Genomic DNA, 13,264 nt, shown 5'->3' with positions numbered 1-13,264 from the left:
GGTGACACGGCGAGGCCCCGGAGCGACGCTCCGGGGCCTGGGAAGTGGTCGTACGCCGTCGGGTCACTCCGGCGCGGTCACGCGGGCCCCCTCGGAAGAGGTCTCCTCCAGGTGGAGCTCCGGCGGTTCCCGGCGCAGTCCGCGGGTGAGGACGCACAGGTAGACGATGCCGAGGACCAGCCAGCCCAGGCCGAGCAGGACGGCGGTGTGGCTGAGCTTGGTGAGCAGGTAGACGTCGGTCGCAGCGCCGAGGACCGGGAGTACGGCGTGGGTGAGCACGGACCGGTGGTTGCCGGAACGCCGGTGTCGCACCCAGGCCGTCAGGACGCAGACGTTGACCAGGGTGAAGGCCAGGAAGGCGCCGAAGTTGATGAACGAGGTGGCCGTCTCCAGCGAGAGCTGGGTGGCGAAGAGGCCGATCACCGCGATGAGCAGCAGGTTGAACAGCGGGGTGCGCAGCCTCGGGTGCAGCGTGCCGAAGGTGCGGCGGGGCAGGACGCCGTCGCGCCCCATGACGTACATCAGCCGGCTGGTGCTGGCCTGGATGGCGACGCAGGAGGCCATGCCGCCGATGAGGGTGATGGCGTTGAGGACGTTGGCGAAGCCCTTGCCGCCGGCCTGGATCGCCACCTCGTAGCCCGCGGTGGACTCGTCGCCGAAGACGGCGCCGGGGTGCACCCACTGCAGCAGCAGCGAGAGGACGAAGAAGATGCCGCCGCCGACGATCACCGTGAGCAGGATGCCGCGCGGGACGTTGCGCTGGGGGTCGCGCACCTCCTCGCTGAGGGTGCTGATGGCGTCGAAGCCGAGGAAGGAGTACGCGGCGATCGCGGCGGCGGCGGTGACGGTGCCGACGGAGGCCGCCGGGTTCCACAGCGCGTGCGCCCCGTCGGAGGCGGAGGAGCCGCCCAGGGTGTGCACGCAGACCACGACGAGCGCCAGCAGGCCGAGGCTGGTCAGCCCGAGCAGCACCTTGTTGACGCGGTCGGCCAGCACGATGCCCAGCGCGTTGACGAGGGTGGTGACGGCGATGACGACGACCAGCCAGGCCCAGGTCGGCAGCGCCGGGAACTGCACGTTCAGGTAGAGGGCCTGGATCAGCCAGGCGACCATGGGCAGGAAGAGGTAGTCGAGGAGCAGGGCCCAGCCCGCGAGGAAGCCGATGCGGGAGCCGAGGAGCTTGCGGGCGTAGGTGTAGACCGAGCCGGAGGCGGGGTAGTCGCGGGCCAGCTTGCCGTAGCTGAGCGCGGTGAGCGTCATGGCCACGGTGGCGACGAGGTAGGCGGTGGGCGCCACGCCGCCGGAGGTGCCCGCGATGACGCCGAACGTCGACACCACGATGGCCGGTGCCATGTAGGCCAGGCCGAAGACGACGAGGGACAGCAGGCCGAGCTTGGGCACCAGGCGACCGGACGTCGTCCCGGTCTCGGGGGTGGTGGTCATGAGGCTTCGTGCCGTTCCGTGAGGGGTGAGCCGCCGTGGCCGGCTCCCCAGGTGCTGGGTTCAATCCTGCCGGAGTAGAGCGGCAGGTCGAGTGCGGCGTCGCCGGGCCGGAACTGCTGCCAGGGACGGTTGAGCCCCGCGGTGCCGTACTGGCGGACGCGGGCGGTCTCGCCGAGGTCGATGACGTCGGTCAGGACGCAGTCGTCGGCGCCGGGGGCGTGGGCGCGGACGCGGCCCTCGGGGTCCACCAGGAGGCTGCGCCCCACCCCGGTGGGGGTGGCGGCGTTGACGCTGGCGACGAACACCTGGTTGGTGAGGGCGTTGGCGCGGGCCAGGACGGTCTCCTGCTCGCGGTCGCTGGTGGGCGTCTGGACGACGTTGAGGATCAGCTCGGCGCCCAGGTGGGCCAGGTTGCGGGTGATCTCCGGGAACCAGGCGTCGTAGCAGATGGTCAGGCCGACGCGGCCGTACTCCCCCATCCGGAAGACGACGAATTCGGTGCCGGGCGTGACCCTCTCGTAGGGGCGCCAGGGGCAGATCTTGCGGTACGCGGCCACCCGGCGGCCCTCGGGCGAGTACACCGGGGCGGTGTTGTAGACGTTCCCGTCCGCCCCCCGCTCGTACAGGCTGCCCGGGGCGAGCCAGACACCGAGGTCCCCGGCGAGCTCGCCGAGCCGCCGGTCGAGGGGGCCGTCGAGCGGCTGGGCCAGTTCCTCGGGGGCCGGTCCGTCCTCGCCGGGGACGGTGCCGGGGGCGGCGGTGGCGAGGTGGAGCTCGGGATAGACGTACAGGCGTACTGCCGGCCGCTGCCGCGCCAGTCGCTCCAGGCCGGAGGCGAACGTGTCGAGGTTCCCGGCCGGGGGCGCGGGGGCCTGGACGAGCGCGAGAGGGAGGGGTGAGGCCATGGGGGACTGCCTTCCGTGATTCGTTAAACGAAGTTTGATTAACGAACACGGAGGCGTCAAGAGGTCGTGTTCGAGGCCGTGAGAGGATGACCGCATGCCGCGCCCCCGCAACCAGACCGCCCGACGCGCACAACTGGTGCAGGCCGCGACACAGGCCGTACTCGAACGCGGCGTGACGAACGCGCGGCTGCGCGACATAGCGGCGCAGGCGGGGCTGACCCCGGCCTCGGTCCTGTACTACTACCCGGACATCAACGACCTGCTGGTCGCCGTGTTCGAACAGGGCACCGACACCTACGTCCTGCGGCGCCGGGCCGCCGTGGAGGCGTGCGACACCGCGTGGGCGCGGCTCTCGGCGTGCGTCGCGTCCGGCATCCCGTTCCCCGGCGAGGCCGAGACGACGAGCCGGCTGCTGTACGAACTGCTGCCCGTCGCCTTCCGGGTGGAGGCCGCCGCCGCGCGCAACACCGCCTTCCTCGCCCAGCAGACCGGCCTGTACCAGCGGGTACTGGAGGAGGGCGCGGCCTCCGGCGACTTCCGCCTCGCGGCCCCCGCCGACTTCCTCGCCCGGTCCTTCGTCGCCCTGGAGGACGGGTACGGCATCGACGTCCTCTCCGGGGTCGCGACGGCCGAGGAGGTCGAACAGCGGCTGCTGCGCCATGCGCGACTGATGACGGGAACGCCCGACCCGGGCGAGTGACGCCCCCCGGGCGGCGCTGCCGCTCAACTCGCCGCGCGGAAAACGGAGTTGGCCGCTCCGGCACTCGACACAGGCCTCCACCTGCACCTCTCGCCCCACGACGCCCGCCTCGCGCGGCGTCCCAGAACGTGACCCACCCGTTCGAAGGATGGGTAAGGGTAGGCTAACCTTCGCCGTGTGACTTCAGGTGACGCGCCCGCCGCGGGCTTCCCTTCGCGCGGCCATGAACTGACGGCCCGAGAGATGACCGTGGCCTACGACGGCATCGACGTCGTCCACGCCGCGGGCCTCACCCTGCGCCCCGGCGAGGTGACCGCGCTGGTGGGCCCCAACGGAAGCGGCAAGTCCACGCTCCTGCGCACGCTGGCCCGCCTCCAGCGGCCCCGCACCGGCACGCTCGCCCTGGACGCCCCGGACGAGGACGCGCCCTCCGACGGACTCGCTCTCAGCGCACGGGAGTTCGCCCGCCGGGTCGCCCTGCTCACCCAGGGCCGGCCCACCCCGAGCGGCCTCACCGTCCGCGACGTCGTCACCTTCGGCCGCTACCCCTACCGGGGGCGCTGGGGCCGCCCCGACCCCGGCGGCGCGGCCGCCGTCGACCGCGCGCTCGCCCTGACCGGCGTCACCGCGCTCGCCGACCGCGGCGCCGACCACCTCTCCGGCGGACAGCTCCAGCGCGTCTGGCTCGCGAGCTGTCTCGCCCAGGAGACCGGCGTCCTCCTGCTCGACGAGCCCACCACCTACCTCGACCTGCGCTACCAGGTCGAACTCCTCGACCTGATCCGCGATCTGGCCGACGACCACGGCATCGCCGTCGGCGTGGTCCTGCACGACCTCGACCAGGCCGCCGCCGTCGCCGACCGGATCACCCTGCTCGGCGCGGGCCGCGTCCTCGCCGACGGCACCCCCGAGGACGTCCTCACCCCCGACCTGCTGACCCGCACCTACGGCATCCGCATCGAGGTCGGCACCGACCCGCTCACCGGCCGGCTGCGCACCCGCGCGCTCGGCCGCCACCACACCCGCAGTGAAAGGCTCCACGCCCCGTCATGAGACGCTCCCTCGCCCTCGCCGCCTCCGGCACCCTCGCGGCCCTCGTCCTGACCGCCTGCGGCACCACCGAACCCGCCGCCGACACCAAGGCGAAGACCACCGAGAAGATCTCGCTCACCGACGCGAGCGGCACCAAGGTCACCCTCGACGGCCCGGCCAAGCGGGTCGTCGGCACCGAGTGGAACGCCGTCGAGAGCCTGGTCTCGCTCGGGGTGAACCCCGTCGGCGCCGCCGACGTCAAGGGGTACAAGGCCTACGACTCCGCCGTCCCGCTGAGGAACAGCCCCAAGGACATCGGCACCCGCGGCGAACCCAGCACCGACACCATCGCCTCGCTCCACCCCGACCTCGTCGTCGCCACCACCGACCTGTCCTCCTCCGTCCTCAAGCAGCTCCGCAAGGTCGCCCCCGTCCTCACGCTGCGCTCCGCCGACGCCGCCGACCCGATCGGGCAGATGGAGGACAACCTCGACCTCGTCGCCAGGGCCACCGGCACCACGGACAGGGCCGCCGAGGTGAGGAAGGCGTTCGACGCGAAGGTCGCCGAGGGCAAGAAGGCGCTGGCCGACGCGGGGCTCGACGGGGCGAAGTACGCCTTCGCCGACGGGTACGTCGTCTCGAACCAGGTGACGATCCGTCCGTACACCAGCGGCTCCCTCATCGGCGCGGTCAGCGAGGAGATCGGCCTGAAGAACGCCTGGACCGTCAAGGGCGACAAGAACTACGGCCTCGCGAGCACGGACGTGGAGGGGCTGACCGGCCTCGGTGACGTGCGGTTCGCGTACCTCTCCAACGACAGCGACGGCGACGACCCGTTCGCGGACGGTCTGGCGAAGAACTCCGTGTGGAAGTCGCTGAAGTTCGTCAAGGACGACCACGTGAGCCGGCTGCCCGACGGCATCTGGATGTTCGGCGGCCCGGAGTCGATGGAGGCGTACATCGACGCCGTCGTCGACGCGCTGACGAAGTAGCGCCGTGACCGTCACCGCGACTCCCCCCGTCACCCGCCCGCCGGCCACCGCCGTACCCCGGACCGCCGGTGCGGCGGCGGTGACCGCCGCGCTCGCCCTCCTGGTCGTGGCATTCGCCGTCGTCGACCTCACCCAGGGCACGGCCGCGGTCGGCCCGGCCGAGGTGTGGAAGGCGCTGACCGGCCGCGCCGACGCCGCTGACGCCTCCGTCGTCGTCGCCTCCCGGCTGCCGCGGGCCGCCGCCGGACTGCTCGTCGGCGCCGCCCTCGGCATGGCGGGTGCCGCGCTCCAGGCGGTCAGCCGCAATGTGCTGGCCGCGCCCGACACCCTTGCCGTGAACGCCGGTTCGTACCTCGCGCTCGGTGTGGTCACCGTCAGCGGCGTCTGTCTGCCGCTGGTCGCCTCCTCGGGCGTGGCGTTCGTCGGCGGACTCGCCGCGGCGGCCGTCGTGCTCGGCCTGTCCGGACCGGGCGGGGGCACCGTCCGGCTGGTCCTGGCCGGCAGCGCCCTCGCCCTCGGACTGACCTCCGTCACCCAGGGGTTGCTGCTGCTGTTCCCGCAGCGCACCGAGGGCCTCTACCAGTGGAACCAGGGCAGCATCAGCCAGAACGGCTTCGACGGCGTGCTCCAGATGCTGCCGGTGGCGCTGCTCGGTGCCGTGGGACTGCTCCTGGTGGCCCGCCGGGTCGACGCCCTCGCGCTCGGCGACGACGCCGCGCGCGGGCTCGGCGTTCCGGTGCGGGGCACGCGGGTCACGGTGGTCGTGCTCGCCGCGCTGCTCTCGGCGGCCGCGGTGACGCTCGCCGGACCCATCGGGTTCGTCGGGCTGTGCGCCCCGGCGCTCGTCCGGCCGCTGGCCCGCCGCTACCGGGCCTTCACCCGGGCCCGGGCGCTCCTGCCGGTCGCCGGGCTGGCCGGGGCGGGGCTCGTCCTCGGCTCGGACGTGCTGCTGCGGGCCGTCGTCTCCGCGCAGCTCGCGGTGGCCGTGCCGACGGGGGTCGTCACCGCCGTCGTCGGCGCGGTGTTCCTGGTCGGGATGGCGCTGCGGGTCAAGGACACCGCCTCGGCGGGCGCGCCGGACCGGCTCCGGATCCCGAGCCGGACGGTGTTCGCCGCGACGGTGGCCGGGCTCGCGGTCGTCCTCGTCGTGGTGGTGGTCGCCGCCGTGCTCCTCGGTGACTCCAAGCTGCTTCTCGGCGATGTCGTCAACTGGGCGCAGGGCAGGGCGGGGCGCACGGTCTCCTACGTCCTGGACACCCGGGTCCCGCGCGTGCTCGCCGCGCTCCTCGCGGGGGCGGCACTGGCGCTGTCCGGCACGCTGGTGCAGGCCGTCACCCGCAATCCGCTCGCCGAGCCCGGCGTCCTCGGCGTCACCGGCGGGGCCGCGCTCGGCGCCGTCGCGCTGGTCACCTCGGTGCCGGCGGCGGGGGCGTGGGGGGTGGCCGGGGCGGCGTTCGCGGGGGCGGCCGTCACGGCGGTCGTCGTCTTCGGGCTCGCCGCGCGGGGCGGGTTCCCGCAGAACCGGCTGGTGCTCGTCGGCGTCGGCGTGTCCGCCGGGACGACGGCGCTGATCAGCCTGCTCATCGTGCTGACCGACCCGTTCAACGCGACGAAGGCGCTGACCTGGCTGTCCGGCTCGACGTACGGCCGCACGCTGCCGGACGCGCTGCCGGTGGCGGCGGTGCTGGTGCTGGGGCTCGTGGTGGCCGTGGCCCGGCGGGCCGAGCTGGACCTCGTCTCGATCGACGACGACACGCCCGGGCTCCTGGGCCTGCGTCTCGGGCCGGCCCGACTGGGGTTCCTCGCGCTCGCCGTGCTGCTGAGCGCGACGGCGGTCGCCGCGGCGGGCACGATCGGCTTCGTCGGCCTGGTCGCCCCCCACGCCGCGCGCTCCCTGGTGGGCCGTCGCCACGTACGCGTCGTGCCGGTCGCGGTACTGCTGGGCGCGGCCCTGGTCTGCGTGGCGGACGTCCTGGGCCGCACGGTGATCGCTCCGGCGCAGCTCGGGGCGGGGCTCATGACAGCGGTGGTCGGGACGCCGTACTTCCTGTATTTGCTGGTACGGGGGCGACGGTGACCGCCGGGTCCGGGTGCGCGGGAGGGGGTGGGGGTTCGGTGCGTGGGCGGGCGCGGGTGGGATGTGGCCGGTCGCGCAGTTCCCCGCGCCCCTGTCAGGGGCGCGGGGAACTGCGCAATCTTTTAGCGGGGGTCCGGGGGCTTGTCCCCGGGGACGGGAAGGGGAAGGGGCGGCGGGGGCGAAAACATGCCGTGGCCCCACCCCCTCCTCCCTCAGCTGTCGTAATCCACCGTCAGTGACTCCGTCACCGGATGGCTCTGGCACGTCAGGACGTACCCCGCCTCCACCTCCCCCGGCTCCAGCGCGTAGTTGCGCCGCATGTCGACCGAACCCGCCGTCACCCGCGCCCGGCACGTCCCGCACACACCGCCCTTGCAGGCGAACGGAAGGTCCGGGCGCACCCGCGCCGCGGAGTCCAGCACCGTCACCCCCCGCGGCAGTACGGACGTCGTCGCCCGCCCGTCGAGCACGACGGTGACCCGGCTGACGGGCCCGTCGACGGGCATCTCCTCGTGCCGCACGGCCCGCACCGGCTCGTCGTCCGCGTAGAACAACTCCTGGTGCACCCGCTCCCCCGCCACGCCCAGCCCGGCCAGCACCGACCGGGCATCGCGCACCATCCCGTGCGGCCCGCACAACCACCAGTGCCCCACGCCCTCCACCTCCACCAGCGCCCCGACCAGCGTGCCGAGCCGCTCCGCGTCCAGCCGCCCCGAGAACAGCTCGGCCTCACGCGGCTCCCGCGAGAGCACATGGGCGAGCTGGAACCGGGTGGGGTGCAGATCCTTCAGGTCGGCCAGTTCGTCCGCGAACATCACCGAACCGGTACGGCGGTTGCCGTACAGGAGCGTGACGCGGGAGCGGTCGTCGGCGGCGAGGACCGACTCCGCGATGGACAGCATCGGCGTGATACCGGACCCGGCGGCGATCAGCACATGGTGGGCGGGGACGGTGAGGTCGGGGGTGAAGGCCCCGGTGGGACCCATCGCCTCGACCGTGTCGCCGGGCCGGACCTCATGGACCAGCCAGGAGGAGAAGAACCCGCCGGGCACCTCGCGCACGCCGATGCGCGGCGGAGCGCCGACGGGGGCGCAGATGGAGTACGAGCGCCGCTCGTCCCGCCCGTCGATCCGGCGCCGCAGGGTGAGGGACTGTCCGGGCGCGAAGGCGAACTCCTCGGCCAGTTCCCCGGGGATGTCGAAGCCCACGGCGACCGCGTCCTCGCACAGGCGCTCCACGGAGGCGACCCGCAACGGGTGGAAGGCGGGCCGTCGGCGGGGACGGCGGGCCGTGGCGGTCGGGCCGGGCGCGCCCTCGGTGAGCACGTCGTCCATCAGATCTCCTTGAAGTGCTCGAACGGCTCCCGGCAGTCGAGGCAGCGCCACAGCGCCTTGCACGAGGTGGAGCCGAACCGGGAGGTCTCCTCGGTGCGCGCCGAGCCGCAGCGGGGGCAGGGCACCGCGCGCCGCGTCGGGGACAGGGTGAGCGGGACGGGGCCGCCCGTGGGCCGGGGCGCGGGGCCGGGCGGGGCGATGCCGTGCGCGGCGAGCTTGCGGCGGCCCTCGGGGGTGATCCAGTCGGTGGTCCAGGGCGGGTCGAGGACCGTACGGACCCGCACGCGCGCGTGTCCGGCGGCGCGCAGCCGGGCGGCGACCTCGGCCCGCATCTCGGCCATCGCGGGGCAGCCGGAGTAGGTGGGGGTGAGATCGGCGACGACCGTGCCGTCCTCCCCCACGCGCACGTCCCGCAGGACGCCGAGGTCGGCGAGGGTGAGCATGGGCAGCTCGGGGTCCGGCACCCGGGCGGCGATCCGCCGGGCGTCGGCCGCGGTCGTGCCCTGCGAGGGGAGGGTCCGCACGGTCACCACGCGGCTTCCGGGTGGGCGCGGGCCACGCTCTGCAGTTCGGCGAGGAGCGGGGCGAGGTGCGCGGTGTGCGTGCCGTCGCGGCCGGCGCCGGGGAGGGCGGGCGCGTCGGGCATCGGCAGTCCCGCCGCCGCGGTGACCTGTGCGAGCACGGCGGTGACCTCCTCGCGTACGTCACAGGCGGCGAAGAGTTCGTCCAGGTAGGGCGCGACCGCGTCCAGCGCGGCGCGCATCCGGCGGTGGGACTCCTCGGTGCCGTCCCCGAGCCGGACGGCCCACTCGGCGGCGTACTGCCGGTGGTAGGCCAGCTCCCTGGTGCCCTTGGCGGCGACGGCCGCGAGGACCGGGTCGGGCGAGGCGGTGAGCCGCTCGAACTCGGCGAGCCGCCAGCTGGAGAGCGCCAGCAGCCGCACGACCGTGAACGCGAAGTCCCCGTTCGGGAGTTCGGCCAGGCGGACGTTGCGGAAGTCGGCGGCGTCCCGGAAGTAGGCGTAGGCGTCCTCACCGCGGCCGGTGCCGTCCGCCTGGCCGCAGCGCGCGTACAGCAGGCGGGCCTGGCCGAGCAGGTCGAGGCCGATGTTGGCGAGCGCGACCTCCTCCTCCAGTTCCGGGGCGCGGGTGGTCCACTCGGCGAGCCGCTGGGCCGAGACCAGCGCGTCGTCGGCGAGCGCCAGGCAGTGGGCGGCCAGTGCGGCGGTGTCGAGGCCGGCGGGCACGGCGGTGTCCACGCCGTGCAGCGGGTCCTCGAAGCCGGTGCCGAAGGCCCAGCGGGTGTCGCCCTCGGCGCCCTCGTCCTGTCCGCCCGCCAGGGACAGATAGACGTGGTCGTCGCTCATGCCCTGCTCCTAGATGTGGGGGACGTCGTCGGGGATGTCGTAGAAGGTGGGGTGGCGGTAGACCTTGTCGGCGCTCGGGGCGAAGAACGGGTCCCGTTCGTCGCGGGTGGAGGCGGTGATGAGGTCGCTGCGCACCACCCAGATGCTGACGCCCTCGTTGCGCCGGGTGTAGAGGTCGCGGGCGTGGGTGAGGGCCATGCGGTCGTCCGCCGCGTGCAGCGAGCCGACGTGCACGTGGTTCAGGCCGCGCTTGCCGCGCACGAACACCTCGTACAGCGGCCAGTCGCCCCTGGGGGTCGTGGTGTCGCTCATGCCGCCGCTCCTTCGCGGGTCCGGGCCGCCTCCTTGGCGGCGTGGGCCGCGGCCGCCTCGCGCACCCAGGCGCCCTCCTCGTGGGCGGTGCGGCGCCGCTCCATGCGCTGGGCGTTGCACGGGCCGTCGCCCTTGATGACGCGCGTCAGCTCGGCGAAGTCGGGGGTGCCGAAGTCGTACCGGCCGCGCTCCTCGTTCCAGCGCAGTTCGGGGTCGGGCAGAATGACGCCGAGGGCGTCGGCCTGCGGGACCGTCATGTCGACGAACCGCTGCCGCAGTTCGTCGTTGCTGTGCCGCTTGATCTTCCAGGCCATGGACTGCGCGGAGTTGGGCGAGTTCTCGTCGGGCGGGCCGAACATCATCAGCGAGGGCCACCACCAGCGGTTCACCGCGTCCTGGACCATCTCCCGCTGGGCGTCGGTGCCGCGCGTCATCGTGCGCAGCAGTTCGTAGCCCTGCCGCTGGTGGAACGACTCCTCCTTGCAGACGCGGACCATGGCGCGCGCGTAGGGGCCGTAGGAGCTGCGGCAGAGCGGGACCTGGTTGCAGATCGCCGCGCCGTCCACGAACCAGCCGATGACGCCGACGTCGGCGAAGGTGAGCGTGGGGTAGTTGAAGATCGACGAGTACTTCTGGCGCCCTTCGAGCAGTCGCTGGTTCAGGTCGGCCCGGTCGACGCCGAGGGTCTCGGCGGCCGAGTAGAGATAGAGGCCGTGCCCGGCCTCGTCCTGGACCTTGGCGAGCAGGATCGCCTTGCGGCGCAGCGAGGGTGCGCGGGTGATCCACTCGGCCTCGGGCTGCATGCCGATGATCTCCGAGTGCGCGTGCTGGGCGATCTGCCGGACCAGCGTCCTGCGGTAGCCGTCCGGCATCCAGTCGCGCGGTTCGATGCGCTGGTCGCGCGCGATCGTCGCGTCGAACCTCTCCGGGAGGTCCGCCGGCCCGGTGCCGGTGCCGCCGCCCGGCGCCGGCCCTCCGGTTTCCGTCCTGGTCATCTGCCCGCCTTCCACCGCGTGTGCCCCCCCCCGTGTCGCCCGGGATCCACACCTGCGCCAACCGACCGTTCGTTCGGTCCATAGTACGGTGCGCGCCCCGGTTCCTGGCAAGAGCGGAGGGGCGGACCGCGCCCCTTGACACCCTCGGACATGGCTGGATTACATGGTCGTGCCGCACGGTACCGAATGGTCGGTCGGGGCGTCGAGCAGGCGCTTGGCGGCCTCGGGCGGCACGGAGTGGGTGGCGGTACGGTGACGCGAAACGTACAGGCGGGGCCGGACCCCGCACGGACGATGTTCGAGGCGGACGAGGCCTCCCGGCGGCTCGGCATCGAGGTCGTCGAGTACGGCGAGGGCAGCGCCGTCCTGCGCATGACGGTGACGGCGTCGATGGTCAACGGACACGGCATCGCGCACGGCGGCTATCTGTTCCTCCTCGCCGACACCGCCTTCGCGTGCGCCTGCAACAGCCACGGCCCCGTGACCGTCGCGGCCGGGGCCGGCATCGACTTCGTCGCCCCGGCCCACGAGGGCGACGTCCTGGTGGCCACCGCGCGGGAGCGCACCCGCTACGGCCGCAGCGGTCTGTACGACGTGAGCGTCCTGCGCGGCGAGGAGATGATCGCGGAGTTCCGCGGCCGCAGCCGCACGGTCGGGAGCACACGGGCGCCCGCCCCGCAGGACACCGGGGCCGGCGTCCGGACGGAGGAGGCACCATGAGCAGCGAGACCACGGCTCCGGCGGCCGCCGGGCCCCGGCGCGGCCTGCCGCTCCCGGCGGAGCTGCGGGACGAGGCCGAGCGCATGTCCCGGGAGGAGCTCCGCGACCTCCAGCTCACGCGGCTGCGGGCCACCCTGCGCCGCGCGTACGACCACGTGGAGCTGTACCGCAGGAAGTTCGACGCGGCCGGTGTCACCCCCGAGGACTGCCGCACCCTGGAGGACATCGCACGGTTCCCGTTCACCACCAAGGCCGATCTGCGGGACACGTACCCCTTCGGGATGTTCGCCGTCCCCATGTCCGAGGTCCGCCGCGTCCACGCCTCCAGCGGCACCACCGGGCGCCCCACGGTGGTCGGCTACACCGAGCACGACCTCTCCGTCTGGGCGGACCTCGTCGCCCGCTCGATCCGCGCCGCCGGGGGCCGCGCGGGGCACAAGGTGCACGTCTCCTACGGGTACGGCCTGTTCACCGGCGGTCTCGGCGCGCACTACGGCGCCGAGCGGGCCGGCTGCACGGTGATCCCCGCCTCGGGCGGGATGACCGCGCGCCAGGTGCAGATCATCCAGGACTTCCGGCCCGAGATCATCATGATCACCCCGTCCTACATGCTCACCCTGCTCGACGAGTTCGAACGCCAGGGCATCGATCCGCGCTCCACCTCCCTGCGCGTGGGCATCTTCGGCGCCGAGCCCTGGACCGAGGAGATGCGCCGCGAGATCGAGGAGCGGCTCGATCTGCACGCCGTGGACATCTACGGGCTGTCGGAGGTGATGGGTCCCGGTGTCGCACAGGAGTGCGTGGAGACCAAGGACGGGCTGCATGTGTGGGAGGACCACTTCCTGCCGGAGGTCGTCGACCCGGTGACGGACGGGGTCATGCCCGAGGGCGAGGGCGGCGAGCTGATCCTCACCTCGCTCACGCGGGAGGCGATGCCCGTCGTCCGCTACCGGACGCGGGATCTGACCCGGCTGCTGCCGGGGACGGCGCGTCCGGCCTTCCGCCGCATCGAGAAGATCACCGGGCGGTGTGACGACATGCTCATCCTGCGCGGTGTGAACGTGTTTCCCAGCCAGATCGAGGAGATCGTGCTGCGCACGCCCGGGGTCGCGCCGCACTTTCAGCTCCTGCTGAGCCGGCGGGGGCGGCTGGATCATATGGCGGTGCGGGTGGAGGCGCGGCCGGAGAGCGCTGCGGAGGAGCGCGAGGCGGCGGCGGAGGTGATCGCCCGGGGGATCAAGGACGGGGTCGGGTTGTCGGCGGAGGTGACCGTCGTGGAACCGGAGACGTTGGAGCGGTCGGTGGGGAAGATTCGTCGGGTGCGGGATCTCCGCGAGGGCTGAGCGTTCCGCGCGGTTCCCCGCGCCCCTGGAAGGGGTACTCGGGGG

13 protein-coding genes are annotated in these 13,264 nt (G+C 73.5%); 6 read left to right on the top strand and 7 right to left on the bottom strand.

Features of this window, described 5'->3' with window-relative positions; translation table 11 throughout:
- Nucleotides 1–63: 63 nt before the first annotated feature.
- Both OIE12_RS31600 and OIE12_RS31595 read right to left on the bottom strand, forming a co-directional pair.
- Nucleotides 64–1,443, bottom strand: a complete 1,380-nt coding sequence (locus OIE12_RS31600; RefSeq protein ID WP_329141328.1) for an APC family permease — start codon at nucleotides 1,441–1,443, stop codon at nucleotides 64–66.
- Nucleotides 1,440–2,348 (bottom strand): carbon-nitrogen hydrolase family protein, encoded by a 909-nt coding sequence (locus tag OIE12_RS31595; RefSeq protein ID WP_329141326.1) that lies wholly within the window; start codon nucleotides 2,346–2,348, stop codon nucleotides 1,440–1,442. The genes OIE12_RS31600 and OIE12_RS31595 overlap by 4 nt, the downstream gene beginning before the upstream one ends.
- Nucleotides 2,349–2,442: 94 nt before the next feature.
- On the opposite strand from OIE12_RS31595, the gene OIE12_RS31590 reads away from it, so the two are divergent.
- The 4 genes from OIE12_RS31590 to OIE12_RS31575 all read left to right on the top strand — a co-directional run bounded on the left by OIE12_RS31590 (nucleotide 2,443) and on the right by OIE12_RS31575 (nucleotide 7,149).
- Nucleotides 2,443–3,048 (top strand): TetR/AcrR family transcriptional regulator, encoded by a 606-nt coding sequence (locus tag OIE12_RS31590; RefSeq protein ID WP_329141324.1) that lies wholly within the window; start codon nucleotides 2,443–2,445, stop codon nucleotides 3,046–3,048.
- A 243-nt stretch (nucleotides 3,049–3,291) separates the two neighbouring features.
- The gene (locus OIE12_RS31585; protein ID WP_329142340.1) at nucleotides 3,292–4,101 is read left to right on the top strand and encodes an ABC transporter ATP-binding protein; all 810 of its coding nucleotides are present in this window, start codon (nucleotides 3,292–3,294) and stop codon (nucleotides 4,099–4,101) included.
- The gene (locus tag OIE12_RS31580) at nucleotides 4,098–5,072 is read left to right on the top strand and encodes an iron-siderophore ABC transporter substrate-binding protein (RefSeq protein ID WP_329141322.1); all 975 of its coding nucleotides are present in this window, start codon (nucleotides 4,098–4,100) and stop codon (nucleotides 5,070–5,072) included. Before OIE12_RS31585 ends, OIE12_RS31580 begins: the two co-directional genes overlap by 4 nt.
- A gap of 4 nt (nucleotides 5,073–5,076) precedes the next feature.
- Nucleotides 5,077–7,149: an iron ABC transporter permease gene (locus tag OIE12_RS31575; protein WP_329141320.1), complete on the top strand. Its 2,073-nt coding sequence runs from the start codon at nucleotides 5,077–5,079 to the stop codon at nucleotides 7,147–7,149.
- Nucleotides 7,150–7,361: 212 nt separating this feature from the next.
- On the opposite strand, the gene paaE is transcribed toward OIE12_RS31575, so the two are convergent.
- From paaE to paaA, 5 genes are read right to left on the bottom strand one after another with little or no spacing between them, the layout of a single operon-like run.
- Complete coding sequence (paaE, locus tag OIE12_RS31570; RefSeq protein ID WP_329141318.1) at nucleotides 7,362–8,483, bottom strand: 1,2-phenylacetyl-CoA epoxidase subunit PaaE; 1,122 nt, start codon at nucleotides 8,481–8,483, stop codon at nucleotides 7,362–7,364.
- Nucleotides 8,483–9,013: a 1,2-phenylacetyl-CoA epoxidase subunit PaaD gene (gene paaD, locus OIE12_RS31565; protein ID WP_329141316.1), complete on the bottom strand. Its 531-nt coding sequence runs from the start codon at nucleotides 9,011–9,013 to the stop codon at nucleotides 8,483–8,485. The genes paaE and paaD overlap by 1 nt, the downstream gene beginning before the upstream one ends.
- Nucleotides 9,010–9,849: a 1,2-phenylacetyl-CoA epoxidase subunit PaaC gene (gene paaC, locus OIE12_RS31560; protein ID WP_329141314.1), complete on the bottom strand. Its 840-nt coding sequence runs from the start codon at nucleotides 9,847–9,849 to the stop codon at nucleotides 9,010–9,012. Before paaC ends, paaD begins: the two co-directional genes overlap by 4 nt.
- 9 nt (nucleotides 9,850–9,858) lie before the next feature.
- The gene (gene paaB, locus OIE12_RS31555) at nucleotides 9,859–10,161 is read right to left on the bottom strand and encodes a 1,2-phenylacetyl-CoA epoxidase subunit PaaB (protein ID WP_329141313.1); all 303 of its coding nucleotides are present in this window, start codon (nucleotides 10,159–10,161) and stop codon (nucleotides 9,859–9,861) included.
- Nucleotides 10,158–11,156 (bottom strand): 1,2-phenylacetyl-CoA epoxidase subunit PaaA, encoded by a 999-nt coding sequence (gene paaA, locus OIE12_RS31550; protein WP_329141311.1) that lies wholly within the window; start codon nucleotides 11,154–11,156, stop codon nucleotides 10,158–10,160. Before paaA ends, paaB begins: the two co-directional genes overlap by 4 nt.
- Before the next feature lie 294 nt (nucleotides 11,157–11,450).
- On the opposite strand from paaA, the gene paaI reads away from it, so the two are divergent.
- On the top strand, nucleotides 11,451–11,876 hold the full coding sequence (gene paaI / locus OIE12_RS31545; protein WP_329142338.1) for a hydroxyphenylacetyl-CoA thioesterase PaaI: 426 nt from the start codon (nucleotides 11,451–11,453) through the stop codon (nucleotides 11,874–11,876).
- Complete coding sequence (gene paaK, locus OIE12_RS31540) at nucleotides 11,873–13,219, top strand: phenylacetate--CoA ligase PaaK (protein WP_329141309.1); 1,347 nt, start codon at nucleotides 11,873–11,875, stop codon at nucleotides 13,217–13,219. The genes paaI and paaK overlap by 4 nt, the downstream gene beginning before the upstream one ends.
- The last annotated feature ends 45 nt before the right edge of the window (nucleotides 13,220–13,264 follow it).

The organism is Streptomyces sp. NBC_00670 (genome assembly GCF_036226765.1).
In the GTDB taxonomy this organism is placed as follows: Bacteria; Actinomycetota; Actinomycetes; order Streptomycetales; family Streptomycetaceae; genus Streptomyces.
This window is presented reverse-complemented; position numbering and strand designations above follow the sequence as displayed.